A 21,001-nucleotide genomic window follows, 5' to 3' on the forward strand; every position below is an offset into this window, starting at 1 on the left:
CAGCCGGTTGAGCGCGCCGTTTTTCGGCGCCCGGACCGCCAGCCACAATCAAGATGAACACTGAATCCCTAGCCCTGGACTTCAAGAGCGCCACCCTTTATGCCATCCGGGTGGTTTTGCATAGCGCCGACCCCGAACGCCTGAACGCAGCGCTCACCAAGCGCATGGCGGATGCCGGCAGCTTCTTTGAAAACGAGCCCGTCGTCATCGACGCCAGCCGGGTCGAGGAAAAGATCGACTGGCCGGCGCTGGTGGAATCGCTGCGCGGCCACAACCTGCCCCCGATCGGCGTCGTGGCCGAAGGCGTGAACCTGCAGGCCGCGCGCGACGCGGGCCTGACGCCGGTCGAACTGTCCACGCCTGCCGCCCGCCCCGCCCCCGTGGTCGACACCGCGCCGCCCAACGATGTCGCGACGCCGGTGCCGTCCGTGCCGGCCGCCGCCGTCGAAATCGCCCCCGCGCCCACCGACACCTCGGCCAATGCGGCGGAGACGCCCGCGGCCCATGCCGACGCGCAGGCCAAGCCCGCGGCAGAGCCGCTGCCGGCGCGCGCCGCCAGCAGCACGACGTCGGCCGCCAGTCCCACGCCGTCGGCGCCGCACTCGTCCTCGGCGCTGGTGGTCACGCGGCCGCTGCGCTCGGGGCAACGCATCTATGCGCGCCACACGGACCTGGTGGTGATCGGCATGGTCAGCCAGGGTGCGGAAGTCATCGCCGATGGCAACGTCCACGTGTACGGTCCGCTGCGCGGCAAAGCCATGGCCGGCGCGCGCGGCGACACGTCGGCGCGCATCTTCACGACGCATCTGGACGCGGAACTGCTGGCCGTGGCGGGCGTGTACCGCGTGGTCGAAGACAAGCTCGACGGCGCGCTGCAGAACCAGCCCGCGCTGGTCCGCCTGGACGGCGACACCTTGCGCATCGAGGCCCTCAAGGCTTGATGCCGGCCCCCGGACGCCTCGGTTTGCGTCTGGTTGCGAGGCGGCGGCGCGGCCGCTGCCCGCTCAAATCTCAACACATCCTGTAAGAAGCCTTACATGGGCTTTTTGCTTTACGATAACGCGATTTATTCGAACATAAGGGTTTGATCGTCATGACACGCATTGTTGTGGTGACTTCCGGCAAAGGCGGCGTGGGCAAGACCACGACGAGCGCCAGTTTTTCCGCGGGCCTCGCGATGCGGGGCCACAAGACGGCTGTCATCGACTTTGACGTCGGCCTGCGCAATCTCGACCTCATTATGGGTTGCGAGCGTCGCGTGGTGTACGACTTCGTCAATGTGATCCAGGGCGAGGCCACCCTCAAGCAGGCGCTGATCAAGGACAAGCAGCTCGAGAACCTGTTCATCCTGCCCGCCTCGCAAACGCGCGACAAAGACGCGCTGACGCAGGAAGGCGTGGAAAAGGTCATCAACGACCTGAAGGAAATGGGCTTCGACTACATCGTCTGCGACTCGCCGGCGGGCATCGAGACCGGCGCGCTGATGGCGGCCTACTTCGCCGACGACGCGCTGGTGGTCACGAACCCCGAGGTCTCCTCGGTGCGCGACTCGGACCGCATCCTGGGCATCCTGGCGGCCAAGTCCAAGCGCGCCGTCGATGGCGACGAACCGGTCAAGGAATACCTGCTGTTGACGCGCTACAACCCCAAGCGCGTGTCCGACGGCGAGATGCTGTCGCTGACCGACATCGAAGACATCCTGCGCATCAAGCTGATCGGCGTGATCCCCGAGTCCGAAGCCGTGCTGCAGGCGTCGAACCAGGGCCTGCCCGCCATTCACCTGAAAGACACCGACGTCTCGGAAGCCTACAAGGACGTCGTCAGCCGCTACCTGGGCGAAGACAAGGCGCTGCGCTTTACCGACTACGAAAAGCCCGGTTTCCTGAAGCGCCTGTTCGGAGGAAAGTAAGCGATGTCCTTCCTGTCGTTTCTGCTCGGTCAAAAGAAGACCTCCGCGTCCGTCGCCAAAGAACGGTTGCAGATCATCCTGGCCCACGAGCGTGGCCGCGGGGATTCGCCCGATTACCTGCCCCAGTTGCAGCAGGAACTGATCGCGGTCATCTCCAAGTACGTGAAGATCAATCCTGAAGACATCAAGGTGCACCTGGAACGCCAGGACACGCTGGAAGTGTTGGAAGTGAAGATCGAGATGCCGCAGAACGAGACCTGATGCCTCGTCGCGCGCGCGGCCTGGCCGCGCGCACCGCGCAAAAAACGCCCGGCATTGCCGGGCGTTGCTTTTGGGGCGTGGAAAGATCAGCGCTTGCCGACCTGATCGCCAATCACCCCGCCGATGGCCGCGCCGCCCACGGTGCCGAGCACGCCGCCGTTCGTGATCACGGCGCCGGCGACACCGCCCAGCGCGGCGCCCCCCACCGTGCTCTTCTGGCGATGGCTCATGCCATCCCACGATGAACAACCCGCCATGGTGGCGGCCAAGGCCACGGCGGCACAGATCTTGGAAAGCGATGCGATTTTCATGATGAAGCTCCTGTTCTTGTACCCGGGGGCCGCACCGGTGAACCGTGACGCGAGCGCGCGGACCTTTTGGGATTCAGAGCCTTCAGGATCGCAAAATATCCGGGGACACACTGTTAGGTTTGCCCAGGAATTGTGTCAAAGGGAGAGCGGATCTTTGCACTCCCCAGGGAACCATGTTGCAGGGGCGGCCCGCTATTTGACCAGACGTAACACGTCGCGGAAGCGCGGATGCTCGCAGGTCTCCATCCACTCGAAAATCGCCATTTCCGACGTGACGATCTCGGCGCCATGGGCGCGCGCGCGGCGCAGGGCAGCGTGGTGGTCCGAGGGCTTGCGCGAGCCGGCGGCGTCCGCCACCAGCACCGCCTTGTAGCCCAGCTCGATCAGGCCGATCACGGTCTGCAGGACGCAGATGTGCGCCTCGCAGCCGGCCACCAGCACCGTCCGGCGCGAGGCCGGCAGCCAGCCATCGAACCCGGGCTCGCGGGCCGAGGAAAAGTGCATTTTCTGGAAAGTGGCCTGCACCTGCTCGCGCAACGGGTCCACCGTGACGCCCAGCATCTTGCCGTGATGCTCGGTGGCCACCACCGGCACGTCGAGGAGGCGGGCGGCCTGCGCCAGCTTGTGCGCGGCGTTGAGCACGGCATCGCCGTCGTGGATGGCGGGCATCAGGCGGCCCTGCATGTCGACGATCAGCAGGGTGGAATCGGAGGCGGACAGCAGCATGATGAAAGGCTCCCAGGACAATGCCCCAGGATAACCCCGCGCGGCGGGCGGTGTCTGGCACCCGGTAGGCAACGTTGCGAACTGAAAGTCCATGCCTGCAGGGCGCCAGACGCCAAAAAAATCCCGGCGCGCAGGCCGGGATCCGTGGTGCCGATCAGCGATCAGCGATCAGCCGCGAGCCGGCTTACTTCAGGGCCTTGTAGCGCAGGCGCTTGGGCTTGGCGCCCTCTTCGCCCAGGCGGCGCTTCTTGTCGGCTTCGTATTCCTGGTAGTTGCCGTCGAAGAACACGACCTGCGAGTCGCCTTCGAAAGCCAGGATGTGCGTGGCGATACGGTCCAGGAACCAGCGATCGTGGCTGATCACCATGACGCTGCCCGGGAACTCCAGCAGTGCGTCTTCCAGCGCGCGCAGGGTTTCGACGTCGAGGTCGTTGGACGGTTCGTCGAGCAGCAGCACGTTGCCGCCGGCGATCAGCGTCTTGGCCATGTGCAGGCGGCCGCGTTCGCCGCCCGAGAGCTGGCCCACGACCTTGTTCTGGTCGCCGCCCTTGAAGTTGAAGCGGCCCAGGTAGGCACGCGACGACATTTCGAACTTGCCCACGGTCAGGATGTCGGCGCCGTCCGACACCGCGTCGAACACGGTCTTCTTGTCTTCCAGCGCATCGCGCGACTGGTCGACGTAGGCGAGCTTGACGGTCTGGCCGATCTTGACTTCGCCCGAATCCGGCTGCTCGCGGCCCGAGATCATGCGGAACAGCGTCGACTTACCGGCGCCGTTGGCGCCGATGATGCCCACGATGGCGCCCGGCGGCACCTTGAAGCTGAGGTTGTCGATCAGCAGGCGGTCGCCGTAGGCCTTGCTGACGTTGTTGAATTCGATGACCTCGTTGCCCAGGCGCTCGCCCACCGGAATGAAGATTTCCTGGGTTTCGTTGCGCTTCTGGTATTCATAGGACGACAGTTCCTCGAAGCGCGCCAGGCGCGCCTTGGCCTTGGCCTGGCGTCCCTTGGGGTTCTGGCGCACCCACTCCAGTTCCTTCTTGATGGTCTTCTGGCGTGCCGATTCCGAGGATTCTTCCTGCTTGAGGCGGTCTTCCTTCTGTTCCAGCCACGAGCTGTAGTTGCCCTTCCAGGGGATGCCGTAGCCGCGGTCCAGTTCGAGGATCCATTCGGCGGCGTTGTCCAGGAAGTAGCGATCGTGGGTCACGCCCACGACGGTGCCGGGGAACTTGTGCAGGAATTGCTCGAGCCACTCGACGCTTTCGGCATCCAGGTGGTTGGTGGGTTCGTCGAGCAGCAGCATGTCGGGCTTGGACAGCAGCAGGCGGCACAGGGCCACGCGGCGCTTTTCACCGCCGGACAGGTTGCCGACGATGGCGTCCCAGGGCGGCAGGCGCAGCGCGTCGGCGGCGATCTCCATCTGGTGCTCGATATCGTCCGAACCGCTGGAGGCGGCCGCGGCGATGATGGCTTCCAGTTCGGCCTGTTCGGCGGCCAGCGCGTCGAAGTCCGCATCGGGTTCGGCGTAGGCGGCGTAGACCTCGTCCAGGCGCTTCTTGGCGGTGACGACCGCGCCCAGGCCTTCTTCGACGGCCTGGCGGACCGTGTGCTCAGGGTTGAGCTGCGGTTCCTGCGGCAGGTAGCCGATGTTCAGGCCCGGCATGGGGATGGCTTCGCCTTCGATCTCGCGGTCGACGCCCGCCATGATCTTGAGCAGCGTCGACTTGCCCGAGCCGTTCAGGCCCAGCACGCCGATCTTGGCGCCAGGAAAAAACGAAAGCGAGATATCGCGCAGGATCTGCCGCTTGGGCGGCACGATCTTGCCGACGCGGTTCATGGTGTAGACGTATTGGGCCATGGGCTCGTAGAAGAGATATAGCTGAGAAACCGTTGATTGTAGGCCGGAACCCCGGCCGGCGTGCGGCGGCGGCGATCCGCCCCCGTCTTGCGTCAGCCGGCCTTGGGGGCGCGCCGGGGCAGGCCCGGCGTGCGCATCTGCGCCAGCATCACGCCGGCCACCGCCAGGGCGCCGCCCGCGATGTGGAAGAGATGCGGTTTCTCGTCCAGGAACAGCGCCGCGATCGCGACGGTGAACACGGGCATGACGTTCAGGAAGATGCTGGCGCGGTTGGGTCCCAGGTGCCGCACGCCCTGCATCCACAGGTACGGCGCGAACAGCGACGGGAAGACCGCCGCGTAGAGCACCAGCGGCACGTTGGCGGCGTTCAGCGGCGACGGCGGCGCCAGCAGGAAGGCAGGCAACTGGAACAGGATGCCGAAGGCGACCTGCACGTACAGCGATTGCCACGGTCCGACCGGCAAGGACCAGCGCCGGAGCAGCACGCCATACAGGGCGTAGGCCAGCGCGCCCAGCCCCATCAGCACGTCGCCGCGATTGGCGCCCAGGGACAGCAGCCGGGCCGGATCGCCCTCGCCGATCAGGAGCGCCAGGCCGGCCAGCGACACGAGGCCGCCCAGCACCGCCATGGCCGACGGCCGTTCGCGCATCACCACCGCCATGACCGCGACGGTCAGCAGCGGAATCATCGCGGTGATGAAGCCCATGTTGGTGGCGGTGGTGGAGGACGCGGCCACGTACGCCAGCCCCTGGTACAGCGCCATGCCCAGTCCGCCCAGCACGGCGAACTTGGGCCAATGCGCCAGCACCAGGCGGCGCTGGGCCCATACGCCCGGCAGCGCAAACGGGGTCAGCACCGCGCCCGCCAGCGCCCAGCGGTAAAAGCCGATGGCGGCCGGCGCGATCACCCCGGCCGCCATCTTGGTCACGATCATGTTGATCGACCAGATCAGGGCAGCCAGGAGCGGGAAAAGGAAGAATCGGAACGGGGTGTGCGGGGCGTCGGAGCGCGTCATCGAAACTGACCAGCGGGGATACGAAAGGCAGGCCAGTGTAGGCCGCGTCCGACATGATGTATATACTGAAAAACAGACAAAACCACGCGAACATCCGACATGGCGCCTGCCGTCGACTTCCCGATCCTGGCCGAACACCTGCCCTACCCGCTGGCCTGCCGCATCCTGCACTTCACGCCCAATTCGCGCATGAAGCGCCACACCTCGCCCTGGGCCGAGCTGAATTTCGCCATCTCCGGCATCATGGAAATCGGCATCCGCGGCGTGACCTATCTGTCGCCGCCGCAGTACGCCATCTGGATACCTCCCGGGGTGGAGCACTGCTGCCAGAACGCAGGCGAAGTGCACTACGCCTGCATCGACATCCCGGCGGGGGCCTGCGCGGGCTTGCCCGACGCGCCCTGCACGCTGGAGATCAGCCCCGTCATGCGGGCGATCCTGGCGGACTTCGAACGGCGCGGCATCTGCCATCCGGTGACGCCGGAAGACCGGAGAATGGCGCAGATCGTCATCGACCAGGCCCGCCAGGCGCGCGCCTACGCCAGCTATCTGCCCTCCACCAGCGATCCCATCCTGGCGCCGGTCCTGTCCGCGCTGCAGCGCACGCCCGGCGACCGGCGCGGCGCGGCCTACTGGGCCGGCACCGCGGGGATCACCGAGCGCACGCTGCTGCGCCATTGCCAGCAGCATCTGGGCATGTCGTTCAACGACTGGCGCCAGCGGCTGCGCGTGGTCAGCGCGCTGGGCCTGCTGGACGAAGGCCGTCCGGTGCAGGCGGTGGCGCGCGAGCTGGGCTACAGCAGTCCCTCCGCCTTCATCGCCATGTTCCAGCGGCTGACCGGCGAATCGCCGGACAGCGCCCGCAAGCGCGGCCTGCCCGCGGGCGCCTGACGTACCGCGTTTGCCTGCCGTGCCCGCGTTTGTTCGTAATCCAAGCGTCCGATGCACCGCAGCGCAGTTCGCGCGACAATAGCGGCTGACGTATCTGCCGTGCCGTCGCGGCTTCATCGCGCCCAGGAATCTTCATGTCCGCTTCTGCCACTCCCCCCGCCTCCTTGACCCATTTCAGCGCACCCGAACTGGACATGCTGGCCAAGACCGCGGACGCGCTCAGCGCCTACCTGGGCAAGCCCGTGCTGGCCGAAGTGGTGCTGGGCGACGAAGGCACCGAATGGGTGACCTTTGGCGTCCCGATGGACGAGAAAGCCGAAACCGACGAGGAACAGACGCACGTGCAGATGGGCGGGCCCGGCGCGCGGCTGCTGGGCAACCGCGGCGGCCTGCCCCAGTCCGACGACGACACCTACGACTGCCTGTACCTCTGGGCGATCCAGATCTCGCTGAACGACGGCGAGCGCTTCATCAAGCTGGACCACGACGGCGAAGAATCCGCCTGGTCCGACAGCCTCGAAGACGTGCTGCCCTTTGCCCTCAGCGAAGAACCGCAGCCGGACCCGGACGAGGAAGAAGAAGACGACGATGAGGAGGCGGACGGCGCGGACGACGACATTCCGTACGACGACGTCCATAATCACCGTCATTGAGCGGCGCGCGCCGCGGCCCGGGCGGGCGCCCCGGCCACGGCGCTTGCCGCATCACGCCGTGATCCGGCCTTCCTGCACCGCGTGGCACGCCACGATCGACACGCCGGCCAGCATCGCCACCGGCGCCTCGGCCCGGCACCGGTCATTGGCGTGCGGGCAGCGCGGATGGAAGGTGCATCCGGACGGCGGATTCAACGGGTTGGGCACCTCTCCGGCCACCGCCGTGCGCGGCTTGCCCGCGCCATTGATGTCGGGGATCGCTTCCAGCAGCATCCGCGTGTAGGGATGCCGCGGCCGGGCGAACAGTTCGTCGCGCGGCGCCACTTCCACCATGCGGCCCAGGTACATCACCCCCACGCGATCGGCGACGTGGTGCACCACGGCCAGGTTGTGGGAAATGAACAGGTAGGTGAGCCCCAGCTTGCGCTGCAGGTCCTTCATCAGGTTCAGCACCTGGGCCTGCACCGACACGTCCAGCGCCGAGGTGGGCTCGTCGCACACCAGGAACTCCGGATTGACCGCCAGCGCGCGCGCGATCGAAATGCGCTGGCGCTGGCCGCCCGAGAACTGGTGCGGGTAGCGCCCCTGGTCGGCCGGGTCCAGGCCCACCTGCCGCAGCAGGTCGCTGACGCGCGCCACCCGCGCGTCGGGCGTCATCTGCGTATGGGTCAGCATCGGCTCGGCGATGATGCGGCCCACGCGCCAGCGCGGGTTCAGGCTGGCATAGGGGTCCTGGAAAATCATCTGCAGGCGCTTGCGCAAGGCGCGGCCGCCCGGCTCCGACATGCGCGACAGCGGCTGGCCGTCGAAACGGATGTCGCCCCGGGTCAGGCCATACAGCCCGACCAGCATGCGCGCCACCGTGGACTTTCCACAGCCCGATTCGCCCACCAGGGCCAGCGTTTCGCCGCGGGCGATGTCGAACGACACGCCATCGACCGCGCGCAGCATCACTTTCGGCTTGCGCGCCAGCGTGCGCTCCAGCCAGGGGGGCGACACATCGAACCAGCGCGCCGCGTCCTTTACTTCCACCAAGGGCGTGCTCATGCGGCCACCTCCAACGTATTGCCCGTGTCATGCAGCCAACAGGCCGCGCGCGACGTGCCCGCGGGCATCAGCTCGGGCCGTTCGTGTGCGCAGCGCGGCAGCCGCTGGCTGCAACGCGGATTGAACGCGCATCCCGGCGGAATGGCGTTCAGACGCGGCATGCTGCCGTCGATCTGCACCAGCCTTTCGGCGTGGCCTTCCAGCGTAGGGATGGATCCCATCAGCCCCGCCGTATAGGGGTGGCGCGGATGGTGGATCACGTCGGCCACCGGGCCGATCTCGGCCACGCGGCCCGCGTACATTACCGCGACGCGGTCGGCGGTCTCGGCGATCACGCCCATGTCGTGGGTGATCAGCATGACGGCCGTGCCGTTCTCGCGGCACAGGCGCTTGAGCAGCTCGATGATCTGCGCCTGGATCGACACGTCCAGCGCGGTCGTGGGTTCGTCGGCGACCACCAGCTTCGGTTCCGCGGCCAGGGCCAGCGCGATCACCACGCGCTGGCGCATGCCGCCGGAAAACTGATGCGGGTAGTGGTCGATGCGCTCGCGCGCGGCGGGAATGCCCGTGGCCGCCAGCAGCTCGACCGCGCGGTTGCGCGCCTGCGACCACGACATGTCCAGGTGGGTCACGATGGTTTCGGCGAGCTGCCTGCCCACCGTGTACAGCGGATTCAGCGACGTCAGCGGGTCCTGGAACACCGCACCGATCTCGCGGCCGCGCACGCGGCGCATCTGTTCGTCGGGCAGGTTGTCGATGCGCCGGCCCGCCAGCAGGATTTCGCCGCCCGCGATGCGGCCCGGCGGTTCGAGCAGGCCGATGATGGAGGCGCCGGTCAGCGATTTGCCGGCGCCGGATTCGCCCACCACGCCCAGGACTTCACCCGCCTGGATGGAAAACGACACGTCGTCCAGGGCGCGTAGCGTGCCGCGGCGCGTGGGGAATTCCACGCGCAGGTTGCGGACTTCGAGTAATACGCTCATGCGCGATACCTCTATTCAAATACCTGTTGCACACGCCAGCGGGGCCGCAGCGGATCCGGGTCTCCCGGTCCGCTCGCGGCGCCCCCTTGAGGGGGAAGCGCCGCAGGCGCTTCGGGGGTGGGTCAATTCAGGCGTGGGTTGAGCGCATCGCGCAGCCAGTCGCCCAGCAGGTTGACCGACAGCACCAGCAACACCAGCGCCGCACCCGGGAAAATGGTGATCCACCACTCTCCGGAAAACAGGAAATCGTTGCCGATGCGGATCAGCGTGCCCAGCGACGGCGCGGTCGGCGGCACGCCCACCCCCAGGAACGACAGCGTCGCCTCGGTGATGATGGCGGTGGCCAGGTGTACCGTCGCCAGCACCAGCACCGGCCCCAGCACGTTGGGCAGCACGTGGCGGAACATGATGACGGGCGAGGCCACGCCGATCACGCGCGCCGCCTGCACGTATTCGCGGTTCTTCTCGACCAGCGTCGAGCCGCGCACCGTGCGGGCGTACTGCGGCCAGCCGGCCAGCGCGATGGCGCCGATCAGGACGGGAAAGGCGATCAGCTCGTGCATCTCGCGGGGCACCGCCGCCCGCGCCACGCCGTCGATGAGCAGCGCGATCAGGATGGCGGGAAACGAAAGCTGCACGTCGGCCACGCGCATGATGAAGGCATCGATGCGCCCGCCCGCATAGCCCGAAACCAGGCCGAGCACGATGCCGATCAGCATCGACAAAAACACCGACGCCAGCCCGATCAGCAGCGACACGCGCGTCCCGTAGAGGATGGCCGAGTACAGGTCGCGGCCCTGGCTGTCGGTGCCCAGCAGGTACGTGGCCTGTCCGTTGGGCTCCCAGGCCGGCGGCAGCAGCGCGTCCAGCAGTTCCACCTTGGTCAGGTCGAACGGATTGTGCGGCGCGACCCAGCCGGCCCCGAAGGAGCCGATCAGCAGGGCCGCCAGCAGCAGCGTGGCCGCGATGGCCACGGGCGCCCGGCGCCAGGCCCAGGCGATGTCGCTGTCCCACCAGCGTTTGAGTACGGCGCGCATCAGTGAGCCCCCCCGCCGCGAGTCAGCCCGGAACGCAGCCGCGGGTCCACGACGAAATACAGAAGATCGACGATCAGGTTGATCACCACGAACACCAGCGCGATGAGGCACAGGTACGCGGCCATCACCGGCACGTCAGCGAATTGCACGGCCTGGATGAAGAGCAGGCCCATGCCCGGCCACTGGAACACCGTCTCGGTCACGATGGCGAAGGCGATGATGCCGCCCAGTTGAAGGCCGGTGATGGTGATGACCGGCACCATCGTGTTCTTGAGCGCATGGCCGAAGTGGATGGCGCGGCGCTTCAATCCCCGGGCGCGTGCGAACTTGATGTAGTCCGAGCGCAGGACCTCCAGCATTTCGGAGCGCACCAGGCGCAGCACCAGCGTCATCTGAAAGAGCGACAGCGTGATGGACGGCAGGATGAGATGCTTCCAGCCCGTCGCGGTGAACAGTCCGGACGTCCACCAGCCCAGGCTGACCGTCTCGCCGCGCCCGTAGCTGGGCAGCCAGCCCAGCTGCACCGAAAACACCAGGATCAGCAGAATGCCGATCAGGAAGGTGGGCAGCGACACCCCCAGCAGCGAGCCGGCCAGCAGCAGCTGCGAAAACAGGCTGTTGCGCTTGAGGGCCGTGTACACGCCCAGCGGCACGCCCACGACCAGCGCCAGCAGCGCGGCCACCATGGACAGCTCCAGCGTGGCCGGCAGGCGGGATTTCAGCAGGGAGGAAACGGGTTCGCTCTGGCGCAGGGAAATGCCGAAATTGCCCTGCATGGCGTTGACCACGAAGTGGCCGAATTGCACGATGGCGGGGTCGTTCAGGCCCAGGCGTTCTCGAAGTTCGATGCGCTCGGCATCGGTGGCGTCCTGCCCCAGCATGATGGTGACAGGGTCGCCCACGTATTGGAAAAGCACGAAGGCCAGTAGCGCGACGGTGAGCATCACCGCTACGGCCTGCAACAGGCGACGCAGTATGAAAGCGAACATAGGCGGAAAAAAGCAAGACGGCGGAACCGGGCAGGTCCCGCCGTCTGGTTAGCCTGGATCAGTCGATCTTGACCCAATCGGCAACGAGGCGATTGTCGGCGCGGTGGACGACCGTGACGTTCTTGCGCATCGCCCAGGGGATGACCTGGTCATGCAACGGGATATGCCCGAAGTCCTTGGCGTGCCCTTCCAGCACCGTGACGATATCGGCGTCGCGCTTCTTCGGATCGGTCTCGGTCTTGATCCGATCGATGATGACGTCCAGTTCCTTGTTGCTGTAGTTGCCCAGGTTGTACATGCCGTCCGCGCCCTCGCCCTTGGTGCGGATCAGGTTCTGCAGCGTGTACATGGCGTCGAAGGTGGGCACGCCCCAGCCGAACAGGTAGGCGCTGGTGTCGAACGACTGCACCTTCGGGAAGTAGGTGGAGCGCGGCATGGCGTTCATGGTCGCCTTCACGCCGACCTTGGCCCACATGCCCACCACGGCCTGACAGATGGCTTCGTCGTTGATGTAGCGGTTGTTCGGGCAGTCCAGCGTGAAGTTCAGCGTGCCGTCGTAGCCGGCTTCCTTGAGCAGCGCGCGGGCCTTTTCGGGGTCGTACGGCACGCGCTTGTGCAGGGATTCCGTCCAGCCATGCACCTGCGGCGCGATCATCGTGCCGGTGGGCGCGGACAGGCCGCGCATCACGGCGCGCTTGATGGCGTCCACGTCGATGGCGCGGTACAGCGCCTCGCGCACGCGGATGTCCTGGAACGGGTTCTTGCCCTTGATGTTCGAGTACTGCAGCTCGGGACGCTTCTGGTCCAGGCCCAGGTAGATGGTGCGGTATTCGTTGCCCTCGACCACCTTCTGCGACTGGCGCAGGCGGTCCAGGTCCTGCGCGGCGGGGTCGAGCACGAAGTCGATCTCGCCCGACAGCAGCGCGGCGGTGCGCGTGGCGTTCTGCTTGATCGGCGTGAACACGACTTCGGTCACGTTGCCGACCTTGCCGGCCTTGTTCCACCAGTCCTTGTTTTCCTCGAAGACCGTGCGCACGTCGACTTCGCGGCTCTTGAGCTTGTAGGGACCGGTGCCGTTGGTGTTGCGCGCGCCGAAGGTGTCTTCCTTGTTGACGAAGTCCTGCGGCTTGGCGATGTTGTTCTTCTCGGACCAGGCCTTGTTCATGATGAACACGTTGGTCAACTGGCGCAGCAGCACGGGGTTGGGCGCCGAGGTTTCGATCTCGACGGTCAGGTCATCGACCTTGCGCGCTTCCTTGATGCCCGTGGTGTAGGCCTTGTAGTTCGACGTCGGCGCCATGGCGCGATGGATCGAGAACACCACGTCGTCCGCGGTGAACGCGGCGCCGTCATGGAATTTCACGTTGGGCCGCAGCTTGAAGCGGTACAGCGTGGGCGACACCTGTTCCCATTCGGTGGCCAGGCGCGGGGAAAGCTTGAAAGACTTGTCGTAGTCGACCAGGGGCTCGTAGATGTAGCTGTTGGCGGCGATCGTCATGCCTTCGTTCTGCGAGTGCGGGTCGAAGGTGAGGATGTCGCCTTGAGCGGCCCAGCGGAAGGTCTTGGCTTGCCCGATCGAGGGCACTGCCACGGCGGCGGCGATCGCGATAGCAATCAGAGTGCGGCGCATAAGTATCAACTCCTGACAGTAGTCTGAATACCGGCGCGAGTGTGCCTACCCGCGAGAACCGCGTCAATTCAGGGTTTATGCGTACCGGAGGGGGTTTTCACAGAGGAAACGCAATCAGGGACATATAAGCTTGTAACAAAACAATTGAACCGAACAATGTTCGATTGCCCGCAAGCATCGGCCCTAGTCGTCCGCGTCCAGCGGAAGCTCCAGGGGGACGTGCTCGGTCATCAGCACATCCAGCATTTCGATCAGAAGCGCGGCCTTTTCCTCGCCGAAGGGCGCCAGCACGGCCTTCTGGTGCTGCAACGCCTGCTCGCACAGGCCGCCGATGAGGTTCGAGCCCTTGGCCGTGATGCACACCCGCGTCTGGCGCCGGTCGGCGCGCACGCCGGTGCGGGCCACCAGCCCGTCGGCCTCCATGCGCTGCACCACCTTGCTCAGCGTGGGCTGCTTGGTGATGGCCAGCACCGCCAGACTGCCGATGGTTTCGCCCGCGCTGCCCTGAAGGCTGGCCAGCACCCGCCATTCGGTCACCGACAAGCCGGCAGCCTTTACCTGCTGGTGGAATTCCGCCGAGATGCGCTGGCTGGCCTGCGCCAGCAGATAGGCCAGGTAGCCGTCGACGAACCGGGGGCCCGCGACGGCCGCGCGCGCGCCGCGTGGCTTATCTGGCCGCATGTTGCTTTGCTCCCACGCACTGGTTTCCAAGGCCCGCCCCTTTGCCGAAAAGCGCATTGCACCACGACGGCGCAGCCACGCGCCATGATGTACCGCAATGCTGTTGCGCAGCACAGGGTATACCCCAAATCGCAACCCGTTTTTGCACCATCTCAGCGCCCCGCCCCGACCAAAAACCTAGAGAACAACCAGTATATACACCCTTGTTTTAGCGTGATATTTTTTAATTTCCATGAAATTTCATCTTTTTTATTGACAGCTAAAACGTTGACTCCTAAAGTATTTTTCAAGCGATGTTTTCGTGGCAATGCGATGCTGCGGGGCAGCACGGATTAAGGACCCGGCAGGGTCCGCGAAAGGGATCCAGATGGCAGAAAGGTCTTTCAAGAAAGAAGTCCAGCAACTGCGTATCGGCGCGGGCGAGGAATTCCGCGGCGAAGGGATTCTTGCGGTCACGAAGGCGCTGCTGCAATCGGGCGTGGGCTACGTCGCCGGGTATCAGGGATCGCCGATCTCGCACCTGATGGACGTGCTGGCCGACGCCAACGACATCCTGCAGGAACTGGGCGTGCACTTCGAGGCCAGCGCCTCGGAAGCCACCGCCGCCGCCACGCTGGCCGCTTCGGTCATGTACCCCATCCGCGGCGCCGTCACCTGGAAGTCCACCGTGGGCACCAACGTCGCCTCCGACGCGCTGGCCAACCTGGCCTCGGGCGGCGTCACGGGCGGCGCGCTGGTCATCGTGGGCGAAGACTACGGCGAGGGCTCGTCCATCATGCAGGAACGCTCGCACGCGTTCGCCATGAAGTCGCAGATCTGGCTGCTGGACCCGCGTCCCAATCTGGAAAGCATGGTCAAGGCGGTGGAAGACGGCTTCTCGCTGTCGGAAGCCAGCAAGACGCCCGTGATGCTGCAATTGCGCATCCGCGGCTGCCACGTGCACGGACGCTTCATCGCCAAGGAAAACAAGCGGCCCGCCTTCTCGCTGGCCGAGGCGCTGGAAAGCCCGGCGCGCGACACCAGCCGCATCGTGCTGCCGCCCGCGTCGTTCCTGCACGAACAGGAAAAGATCAAGGAGCGCTGGCCCGCCGCCATCCGCTACATCAAGGAACACCAGCTCAACGAGCACTTCGACGGCGACCAGGACGACATCGGCCTGATCCTGCAGGGCGGCCTGTACAACGGCGTCATCCGCGCGCTGCAGCTTCTGGGCCTGGCCGACAACTTCGGCAACAGCCGCATCCCGCTCTACGTCATGAACGTGACCTACCCCGTCATCGAGGACGAGGTCATCGATTTCTGCCGCGGCAAGCGCGCGGTGCTGCTGCTGGAAGAAGGCCAGCCCGACTACATCGAGCAGAACCTGCATGCGGTGCTGCGCCGCGCGGGCGTGGGCACGCGCCTGTCCGGCAAGGACGTGCTGCCGATGGCCGGCGAATACACCACCCAAGTCATGCGCGACGGCCTGCGCGAATTCCTCAAGCGCAACCGGCCCGAATCGTTGCAGACGCATCCGGCCGTGGCGGCGGACGCGCAGGCGCAGGCAACGGGCCAAACACAGGACGACGCGCGCCAGCTCACCATTACGGAAGTGTCGCGCCCCAAGCCTGCGCGCCCCGCCGAACAGCCGATCACCTTCCACAAGCACGTCGAGAACCTGGCCGCAGTGGTGCCGCCGCGTCCCGCGGGCTTCTGTACGGGCTGTCCGGAACGGCCCATCTTTTCCGCGCTGACGCTGGCGCAGGAAACGCTGGGCCAGCATCACATTTCCTGCGACATCGGCTGCCACCTGTTCTCCATCCTGCCGCCCTTCAACCTGGGCGCCACCACGATGGGCTACGGACTGGGCGCGTCCAGCGCGGCGGCCTTCAACGTGCCCGCCGCCAAGCGGCCCATCTCCATCATGGGCGACGGCGGGTTCTGGCATAACGGGCTGGCGTCCGGCATCGGCAACGCGGTCTTCAACAAGTACGACGGCGTCATCGTCATCGTCGACAACTTCTACGCCTCGGCCACCGGCGGACAGGACATCCTGTCGTCGCGCGCCGACAATCCCGACCGCTCGACCAACAACCCCATCGACGCCGCCGTGCGCGGCGTGGGCGTGAAGTGGGTGCGCACGCTGGACCGGACCTACGACGTGGCCAAGGTGCGCGCCACCCTCGAAGAGGCGCTGACCACCGACATCAAGGGCCCCAAGGTCATCATCGCGCAGTCCGAATGCATGCTGAACAAGCAGCGGCGCGTGAAGCCGCTCTTCAACAAGGCGGTCAAGGAAGGCAAGCGCGTGGTGAAGGAACGCTTCGGCGTGGATCCCGACGTCTGCACCGGCGACCACGCCTGTATCCGGCTGTCCGGCTGCCCGTCGCTGACGGTGAAGGACAGCGGCGATCCGCTCAAGGAAGACCCCGTCGCGCACGTGGAAAGCAGTTGCGTGGGCTGCGGCAATTGCGGCGAGGTCGCCCATGCCGCCGTGCTGTGCCCGTCGTTCTACCGCGCCGACATCATCCACAACCCGACCGGCGCCGACCGTTTCCTGGCGCGCATGCGCGGCGCGGTGATCGGTTTTCTGCAGCGCCGCCGCGCGGCGCGCCTGGCCCAGAACGCCCTTTAAGGAACCAGCCCCATGAACGCGGCGGTGATGCAGCAAGGCAACCCCATCAAGATCGCCATCCTGGCCATGGGCGGCCAGGGCGGCGGCGTGCTGGCCGACTGGATCGTCGACATGGCCGAGCATGCCGGCTGGTGGGCGCAGACCACCTCGGTGCCGGGCGTGGCCCAGCGCACGGGCGCGACGATCTACTACCTGGAATTGCTGCCGGAGGCCGATGTCCAGCGAGCCGGCCGCCAGCCCGCGCTGGCCCTGATGCCCACCCCGGGCGACGTGGACCTGGTGGTCGCCGCCGAACTGATGGAAGGCGGCCGCGCCATCCAGCGCGGCCTGGTGACGCCCGAACGCACGGTGCTGATCACGTCCTCGCACCGCAGCTACGCGGTCAGTGAAAAATCCGCGCCCGGCAACGGCATCGCCGATCCGAACAAGGTGCTGGAAGCCGGACGCGCTGCGGCCCGGCGCTTCCTCTGTTTCGACTTGCAGGACCTGGCCGATCGCGCCGGCAGCGTGATCAGCGCCAGCCTGTTCGGCGCGGTGGCCGGCAGCGGCGCCCTGCCCTTCGCCCGAGAGGACTTCGAGGCCACCGTCCGCCGCGCCGGTCTGGGCGTGGAGGCAAGCCTGCGCGCCTTTGCGCTGGGCTTCGAGTCGGCCGACAAGGCGCCGGGGCAGCCCGCCGCCATCGATCTGGCCCGGCCCGTGCCGTCCGTGCCCGAACGCGCGGCCAGTCCGCGCGCGCAGGCCCTGCTGGACGCGATACGCCGCGACTTCCCCGCCTGTGCGCAGCCCATGCTGACCGCGGGCGTGCGCCGCCAGATCGAGTTCCAGGACCTGGCCTACGCCGAGGACTACCTGCGCCGCATGAAGGCGATCCGCGACCTGGACGCCCAGCACGGCGGCGACGCCCGGCAATGGGCGCTGACCTGTGCGGCGGCGCGCTACGTGGCCACGGCCATGGCCTACGACGACGTGATCCGCGTGGCCGACCTGAAGACGCGCGGCACGCGCTTTGACCGCGTGCGCACCGAAGTGGGCGCGCGCCCCGGCCAGCTCGTCGACACGACCGAGTTCATGTACCCCCGACTGGAAGAAATCTGCGGCACCCTGCCCACGCGGCTGGGCCGCTGGCTCGAAGGATCCAAGGCGTTCGGCGGCTTCGTGGAGCGCCGCCTCGGCAAGGGCCGCCGCCTGCGCAGCGGCACCCTGGGCGGATTCCTGATGCTGTACGCGCTCGCGGGCATGCGCCGCTTCCGGCGCAGCACGCTGCGCCACCGGATCGAGACCGAATCCCTTGAAACCTGGCTGGCGCTGGTCTCACGGCTGGCGCCGCGCGACTACGCGCTGGCGGTCGAGACCGTCAACTGCCGCCGCCTGGTCAAGGGCTACAGCGATACCCATGCACGCGGCGGCGGCAAGTACCGCCAGCTCATCGCCGCGGCAGACCAGCTTGCCGGCCGTCCCGACGCCGCCGAGGCATTGCGCGCGCTGCGCGACACCGCGCTCGCCAACGTGAAATGCGAGCCGATGGAACGCCAGATCGCGGAAAAACTGGCCGCCTGAGGCCGACACCAGAAAGAGACAGACATCGTGAAAACACTCAAACTGATCGTCCGGGAAGTCCGGCAGGAATCACCGTTGATCCGCTCGTTCCGGCTGGCGCGGGAAGACGGCGGCGCGCTGCCCGCCTTCGGCCCCGGCGCGCACCTGAAGGTGACGGTCCCGGGTCTGCGCGACCCGCGCTGCTATTCCCTGGTGCAGCTCGCCCCCGAGACGGGACGCTTCGCCGAGCCCGCCGAATACCGCCTGGGCGTGCGGCTGGAAGAGACCAGCCAGGGCGGATCGCGCCACATGCACGCGCTGGCCGAGGGCGACACGCTGAGCGTCGAAGGCCCCAAGAACGATTTCCCGCTGCATGAATCGCCCGCGGGCGACGAGCCCGTCGTGCTGATCGCGGGCGGCATCGGCATCACGCCCATCGCGTCCATGGCCGCCGCGCTCAAGGCCGCCGGCCGCGCCTTCCACCTGCATTACTGTGGCCGCAGCAAGGACCAGCTTGCGTTCCTGCCCGAACTGCAGGCGCTGGCGGGCGGCGACCTGACGCTGCACGCCGACGACGATCCGTCCAGCCGCTTCGACCTGCAGGCGCTGCTGGAATCGGCCACGCCGCGCCAGCATCTGTACGTCTGCGGACCGAAGGGCCTGATCGACGCCGTCATCCAGAGCGCGCACGCGCGCCACTGGCCCGACGCCCACATCCATTTCGAACTCTTCGCGACGGCGGCGCCGCAAGCCGGCGACCAGCCCTTCGAGGTCGAACTGCGCCAGTCCGGCCGCACGCTGACGATTCCCGCCGACAAGACGATCGTCGAGGTCATGGAAGAAGAAGGCTGCGACCCGATGTTCGACTGCAAGCGCGGCGAATGCGGCGTCTGCCAGGCCACCGTGCTGGAAGGCGAACCCGACCACCGGGACTACTACCTTTCCGACACCGAAAAGGCCAGCGGCAAGATCATCCAGATCTGCATCTCGCGCGCCAAGTCCGCGCGCCTGGTGCTGGATCTGTAAGCCCCCGACAAGGAAGCGACCATGGCCAAGTACCGCGACAATCCCGACGCCATACGCGCCCTGTTGCGCGACACCGAGGTGCACAAGGATCTCTTCATCGACCAGGAGCTGTTCGACCTGGAAATGGAGCGCCTGTACGCCAACACCTGGGTCTACGTCGGCCACGACAGCCAGGTGCCCAATCCGGGCGACTACATCACCACCACCGTGGGCAACCAGCCCGTGGTGATGGTGCGCCACAGCGACAAGAGCGTGCGCGTGCTGCACAACCGCTGCCCGCACAAGGGCACGATGGTGGCGGGGGACGCCTGCGGCAACACCGGCAAGTTCTTCCGCTGCCCCTACCACGCCTGGACCTTCAAGACCGACGGCAGCCTGCTGTCGATCCCGCTGAAGAAAGGCTACGAGAACACCGGCCTGGAAAACTGCGAAGCCAGCCAGGGCATGGCCGCCGTCAAGGACGTGCGCAACCATCGCGGCTTCGTGTTCTGCCGCTTGAATCCCGAAGGCCAGTCGTTCGAGGAATTCTTCGGCGACTCGCTGTCCACGCTGGACAACATGGTCGACCGTTCGCCGGAAGGCCGCCTCGAAGTCGCCGGCGGCGTGCTGCGCTACATGCACCGCTGCAACTGGAAGATGCTGGTCGACAACCAGACCGACACCTGCCATCCGATGGTTGCCCACGAATCCTCGGCGGGCACGGCGGTCAAGGTCTGGGAGCAGGCGCCCGAAGGCACGCCCAAGCCCATGGCGGTGGAGCTCTTTGCGCCATTCATCTCGCCCTACGAGTTCTTCGAGAACATGGGCATCCGTGTCTGGGAGAACGGACACGGCCACACCGGCGTCTCGGACTCGATCCACGCCTCGTACTCCGGGATTCCCGGCTATTGGGACGCGATGGTGCAGGCCTACGGCGAAGCGCGGGCCAAGGAAATCCTGGGCGACGTGCGCCACAACACGGTGTACTTCCCCAACATCATGGTCAAAGGCCCGATCCAGACGCTGCGGATCTTCAAGCCCATCGCCGCCGACCGCACGCTGGTGGAGTCCTGGACCTTCCGCCTGGTCGGCGCGCCGGACCTGCTGCTGGAGCGCACGCTCATGTACAACCGGCTCATCAACGCGCCCACGTCGGTGGTGGGCCACGACGACCTGGAAATGTACGAACGCGCGCAGGACGGGCTGCATTCGCGCGCGCGCGACTGGGTGAACGTGGGGCGGCTCTTCACGCCCGGCGAGGAAGGCCAGAAGAACGTCGTCACCAATGGCACCAACGAATGGCAGATGCGCAACCAGTACCGCGCATGGGGCCGCTACATGACCGGACCGGAGTCGGTATGAGCGCAAGCGACCGCGAGTTGATCGATTTTGTCTATGCCGAGGCGCGCATGCTGGACGAGCTGCGTTTCGAGGACTGGCTGGACCTGTACACCGACGACGGCTACTACTGGATGCCGCTGGCCCACGGCCAGACCGACCCGAAGCTGCATGCCTCGCTGATGTACGAGGACAAACTGCTGCTGCGCGTGCGCGTGGAGCGGCTGGCGGGCCAGCGCACGTTCTCGCAGCAGCCCAAGAGCCGTTGCCATCATCTGCTGCAGGCGCCCACCGTCGAACACGGCCATCCCGAATCCGCGCCCGCGCAAGGGCGCCACGTGGTGCGCACCGCCTTCCATTACGTGGAGACCCGGCTGGACGCGCAGACCCTGTACGCGGGCTGGACGACGCACCACCTGGTGGAGCAGGACGGCGCGCTGCGCATCCGCTTGAAGCGCGTGGACCTCGTCAACTGCGACGCGGCCTTCGGCAACATCCAATTGTTCATGTAGGAGC

Annotated in this window: 20 protein-coding genes; 10 read left to right on the forward strand and 10 right to left on the reverse strand. The window is 66.6% G+C overall.

Translation table 11 applies throughout. The annotated features are described in order from the left end of the window. Positions 1-53: 53 nt before the first annotated feature. From minC to minE, 3 genes are all read left to right on the forward strand, one after another. A complete protein-coding gene (gene minC / locus ACZ50Q_RS23645) occupies positions 54-941 on the forward strand; it encodes a septum site-determining protein MinC (protein ID WP_464079701.1) in 888 nt (295 codons plus the stop codon). A 152-nt stretch (positions 942-1,093) separates the two neighbouring features. Then, positions 1,094-1,909, forward strand: coding sequence for a septum site-determining protein MinD (gene minD / locus ACZ50Q_RS23650; RefSeq protein ID WP_056569518.1), 816 nt, complete (start codon positions 1,094-1,096; stop codon positions 1,907-1,909). Positions 1,910-1,912: 3 nt separating this feature from the next. Beyond that, entirely contained in the window at positions 1,913-2,170 is a 258-nt protein-coding gene (minE, locus tag ACZ50Q_RS23655) for a cell division topological specificity factor MinE (protein WP_006217654.1), read from the forward strand. A gap of 86 nt (positions 2,171-2,256) precedes the next feature. On the opposite strand, the gene ACZ50Q_RS23660 is transcribed toward minE, so the two are convergent. From ACZ50Q_RS23660 to ACZ50Q_RS23675, 4 genes are all read right to left on the reverse strand, one after another. Beyond that, positions 2,257-2,481, reverse strand: coding sequence for a glycine zipper 2TM domain-containing protein (locus ACZ50Q_RS23660; RefSeq protein ID WP_056321146.1), 225 nt, complete (start codon positions 2,479-2,481; stop codon positions 2,257-2,259). 192 nt (positions 2,482-2,673) lie between these two features. Continuing rightward, positions 2,674-3,207 carry an isochorismatase family protein gene (locus tag ACZ50Q_RS23665; RefSeq protein WP_092581929.1) on the reverse strand — a complete coding sequence of 178 codons (534 nt, stop codon included), beginning with the start codon at positions 3,205-3,207 and terminating at the stop codon, positions 2,674-2,676. A gap of 184 nt (positions 3,208-3,391) precedes the next feature. After that, a complete protein-coding gene (gene ettA / locus ACZ50Q_RS23670) occupies positions 3,392-5,065 on the reverse strand; it encodes an energy-dependent translational throttle protein EttA (RefSeq protein WP_076519034.1) in 1,674 nt (557 codons plus the stop codon). 92 nt (positions 5,066-5,157) lie between these two features. Beyond that, complete coding sequence (locus tag ACZ50Q_RS23675) at positions 5,158-6,081, reverse strand: DMT family transporter (RefSeq protein WP_092581928.1); 924 nt, start codon at positions 6,079-6,081, stop codon at positions 5,158-5,160. A gap of 99 nt (positions 6,082-6,180) precedes the next feature. Here ACZ50Q_RS23675 and ACZ50Q_RS23680 point away from each other — a divergent pair, with 99 nt between their 5' ends. Together ACZ50Q_RS23680 and ACZ50Q_RS23685 are read left to right on the forward strand one after the other, a co-directional pair. Next, the gene (locus ACZ50Q_RS23680) at positions 6,181-6,972 is read left to right on the forward strand and encodes an AraC family transcriptional regulator (RefSeq protein ID WP_076519032.1); all 792 of its coding nucleotides are present in this window, start codon (positions 6,181-6,183) and stop codon (positions 6,970-6,972) included. A gap of 134 nt (positions 6,973-7,106) precedes the next feature. Beyond that, positions 7,107-7,625 (forward strand): hypothetical protein, encoded by a 519-nt coding sequence (locus tag ACZ50Q_RS23685; protein WP_464079702.1) that lies wholly within the window; start codon positions 7,107-7,109, stop codon positions 7,623-7,625. Between the two features lie 51 nt (positions 7,626-7,676). Here ACZ50Q_RS23685 and ACZ50Q_RS23690 read toward each other — a convergent pair whose 3' ends face one another. From ACZ50Q_RS23690 to ACZ50Q_RS23715, 6 genes are all read right to left on the reverse strand, one after another. Beyond that, positions 7,677-8,672, reverse strand: a complete 996-nt coding sequence (locus tag ACZ50Q_RS23690; RefSeq protein ID WP_092581925.1) for an ABC transporter ATP-binding protein — start codon at positions 8,670-8,672, stop codon at positions 7,677-7,679. Continuing rightward, entirely contained in the window at positions 8,669-9,655 is a 987-nt protein-coding gene (locus tag ACZ50Q_RS23695; RefSeq protein ID WP_464079703.1) for an ABC transporter ATP-binding protein, read from the reverse strand. Before ACZ50Q_RS23695 ends, ACZ50Q_RS23690 begins: the two co-directional genes overlap by 4 nt. A gap of 122 nt (positions 9,656-9,777) precedes the next feature. Beyond that, entirely contained in the window at positions 9,778-10,692 is a 915-nt protein-coding gene (locus ACZ50Q_RS23700) for an ABC transporter permease (protein ID WP_076519028.1), read from the reverse strand. Continuing rightward, positions 10,692-11,681 carry an ABC transporter permease gene (locus ACZ50Q_RS23705; protein ID WP_076519027.1) on the reverse strand — a complete coding sequence of 330 codons (990 nt, stop codon included), beginning with the start codon at positions 11,679-11,681 and terminating at the stop codon, positions 10,692-10,694. The genes ACZ50Q_RS23700 and ACZ50Q_RS23705 overlap by 1 nt, the downstream gene beginning before the upstream one ends. Before the next feature lie 58 nt (positions 11,682-11,739). Then, entirely contained in the window at positions 11,740-13,311 is a 1,572-nt protein-coding gene (locus ACZ50Q_RS23710) for an ABC transporter substrate-binding protein (RefSeq protein WP_464079704.1), read from the reverse strand. A gap of 183 nt (positions 13,312-13,494) precedes the next feature. Next, positions 13,495-13,992, reverse strand: coding sequence for a MarR family winged helix-turn-helix transcriptional regulator (locus ACZ50Q_RS23715; RefSeq protein ID WP_076519025.1), 498 nt, complete (start codon positions 13,990-13,992; stop codon positions 13,495-13,497). Positions 13,993-14,359: 367 nt separating this feature from the next. Between ACZ50Q_RS23715 and ACZ50Q_RS23720 the strand changes: the two genes are divergently transcribed. From ACZ50Q_RS23720 to ACZ50Q_RS23740, 5 genes are read left to right on the forward strand one after another with little or no spacing between them, the layout of a single operon-like run. After that, entirely contained in the window at positions 14,360-16,606 is a 2,247-nt protein-coding gene (locus tag ACZ50Q_RS23720; protein ID WP_076519024.1) for an indolepyruvate ferredoxin oxidoreductase subunit alpha, read from the forward strand. A 12-nt stretch (positions 16,607-16,618) separates the two neighbouring features. Continuing rightward, positions 16,619-18,163 carry an indolepyruvate oxidoreductase subunit beta family protein gene (locus tag ACZ50Q_RS23725; protein WP_464079705.1) on the forward strand — a complete coding sequence of 515 codons (1,545 nt, stop codon included), beginning with the start codon at positions 16,619-16,621 and terminating at the stop codon, positions 18,161-18,163. Between the two features lie 27 nt (positions 18,164-18,190). Beyond that, entirely contained in the window at positions 18,191-19,168 is a 978-nt protein-coding gene (locus ACZ50Q_RS23730; protein ID WP_464079706.1) for a PDR/VanB family oxidoreductase, read from the forward strand. Positions 19,169-19,189: 21 nt separating this feature from the next. Beyond that, positions 19,190-20,509, forward strand: coding sequence for an aromatic ring-hydroxylating dioxygenase subunit alpha (locus ACZ50Q_RS23735; protein ID WP_092581920.1), 1,320 nt, complete (start codon positions 19,190-19,192; stop codon positions 20,507-20,509). After that, positions 20,506-20,997, forward strand: a complete 492-nt coding sequence (locus tag ACZ50Q_RS23740; RefSeq protein ID WP_464079707.1) for an aromatic-ring-hydroxylating dioxygenase subunit beta — start codon at positions 20,506-20,508, stop codon at positions 20,995-20,997. The genes ACZ50Q_RS23735 and ACZ50Q_RS23740 overlap by 4 nt, the downstream gene beginning before the upstream one ends. Positions 20,998-21,001 lie beyond the last annotated feature (4 nt).

Source organism: Achromobacter sp. T5-5, from assembly GCF_055397965.1.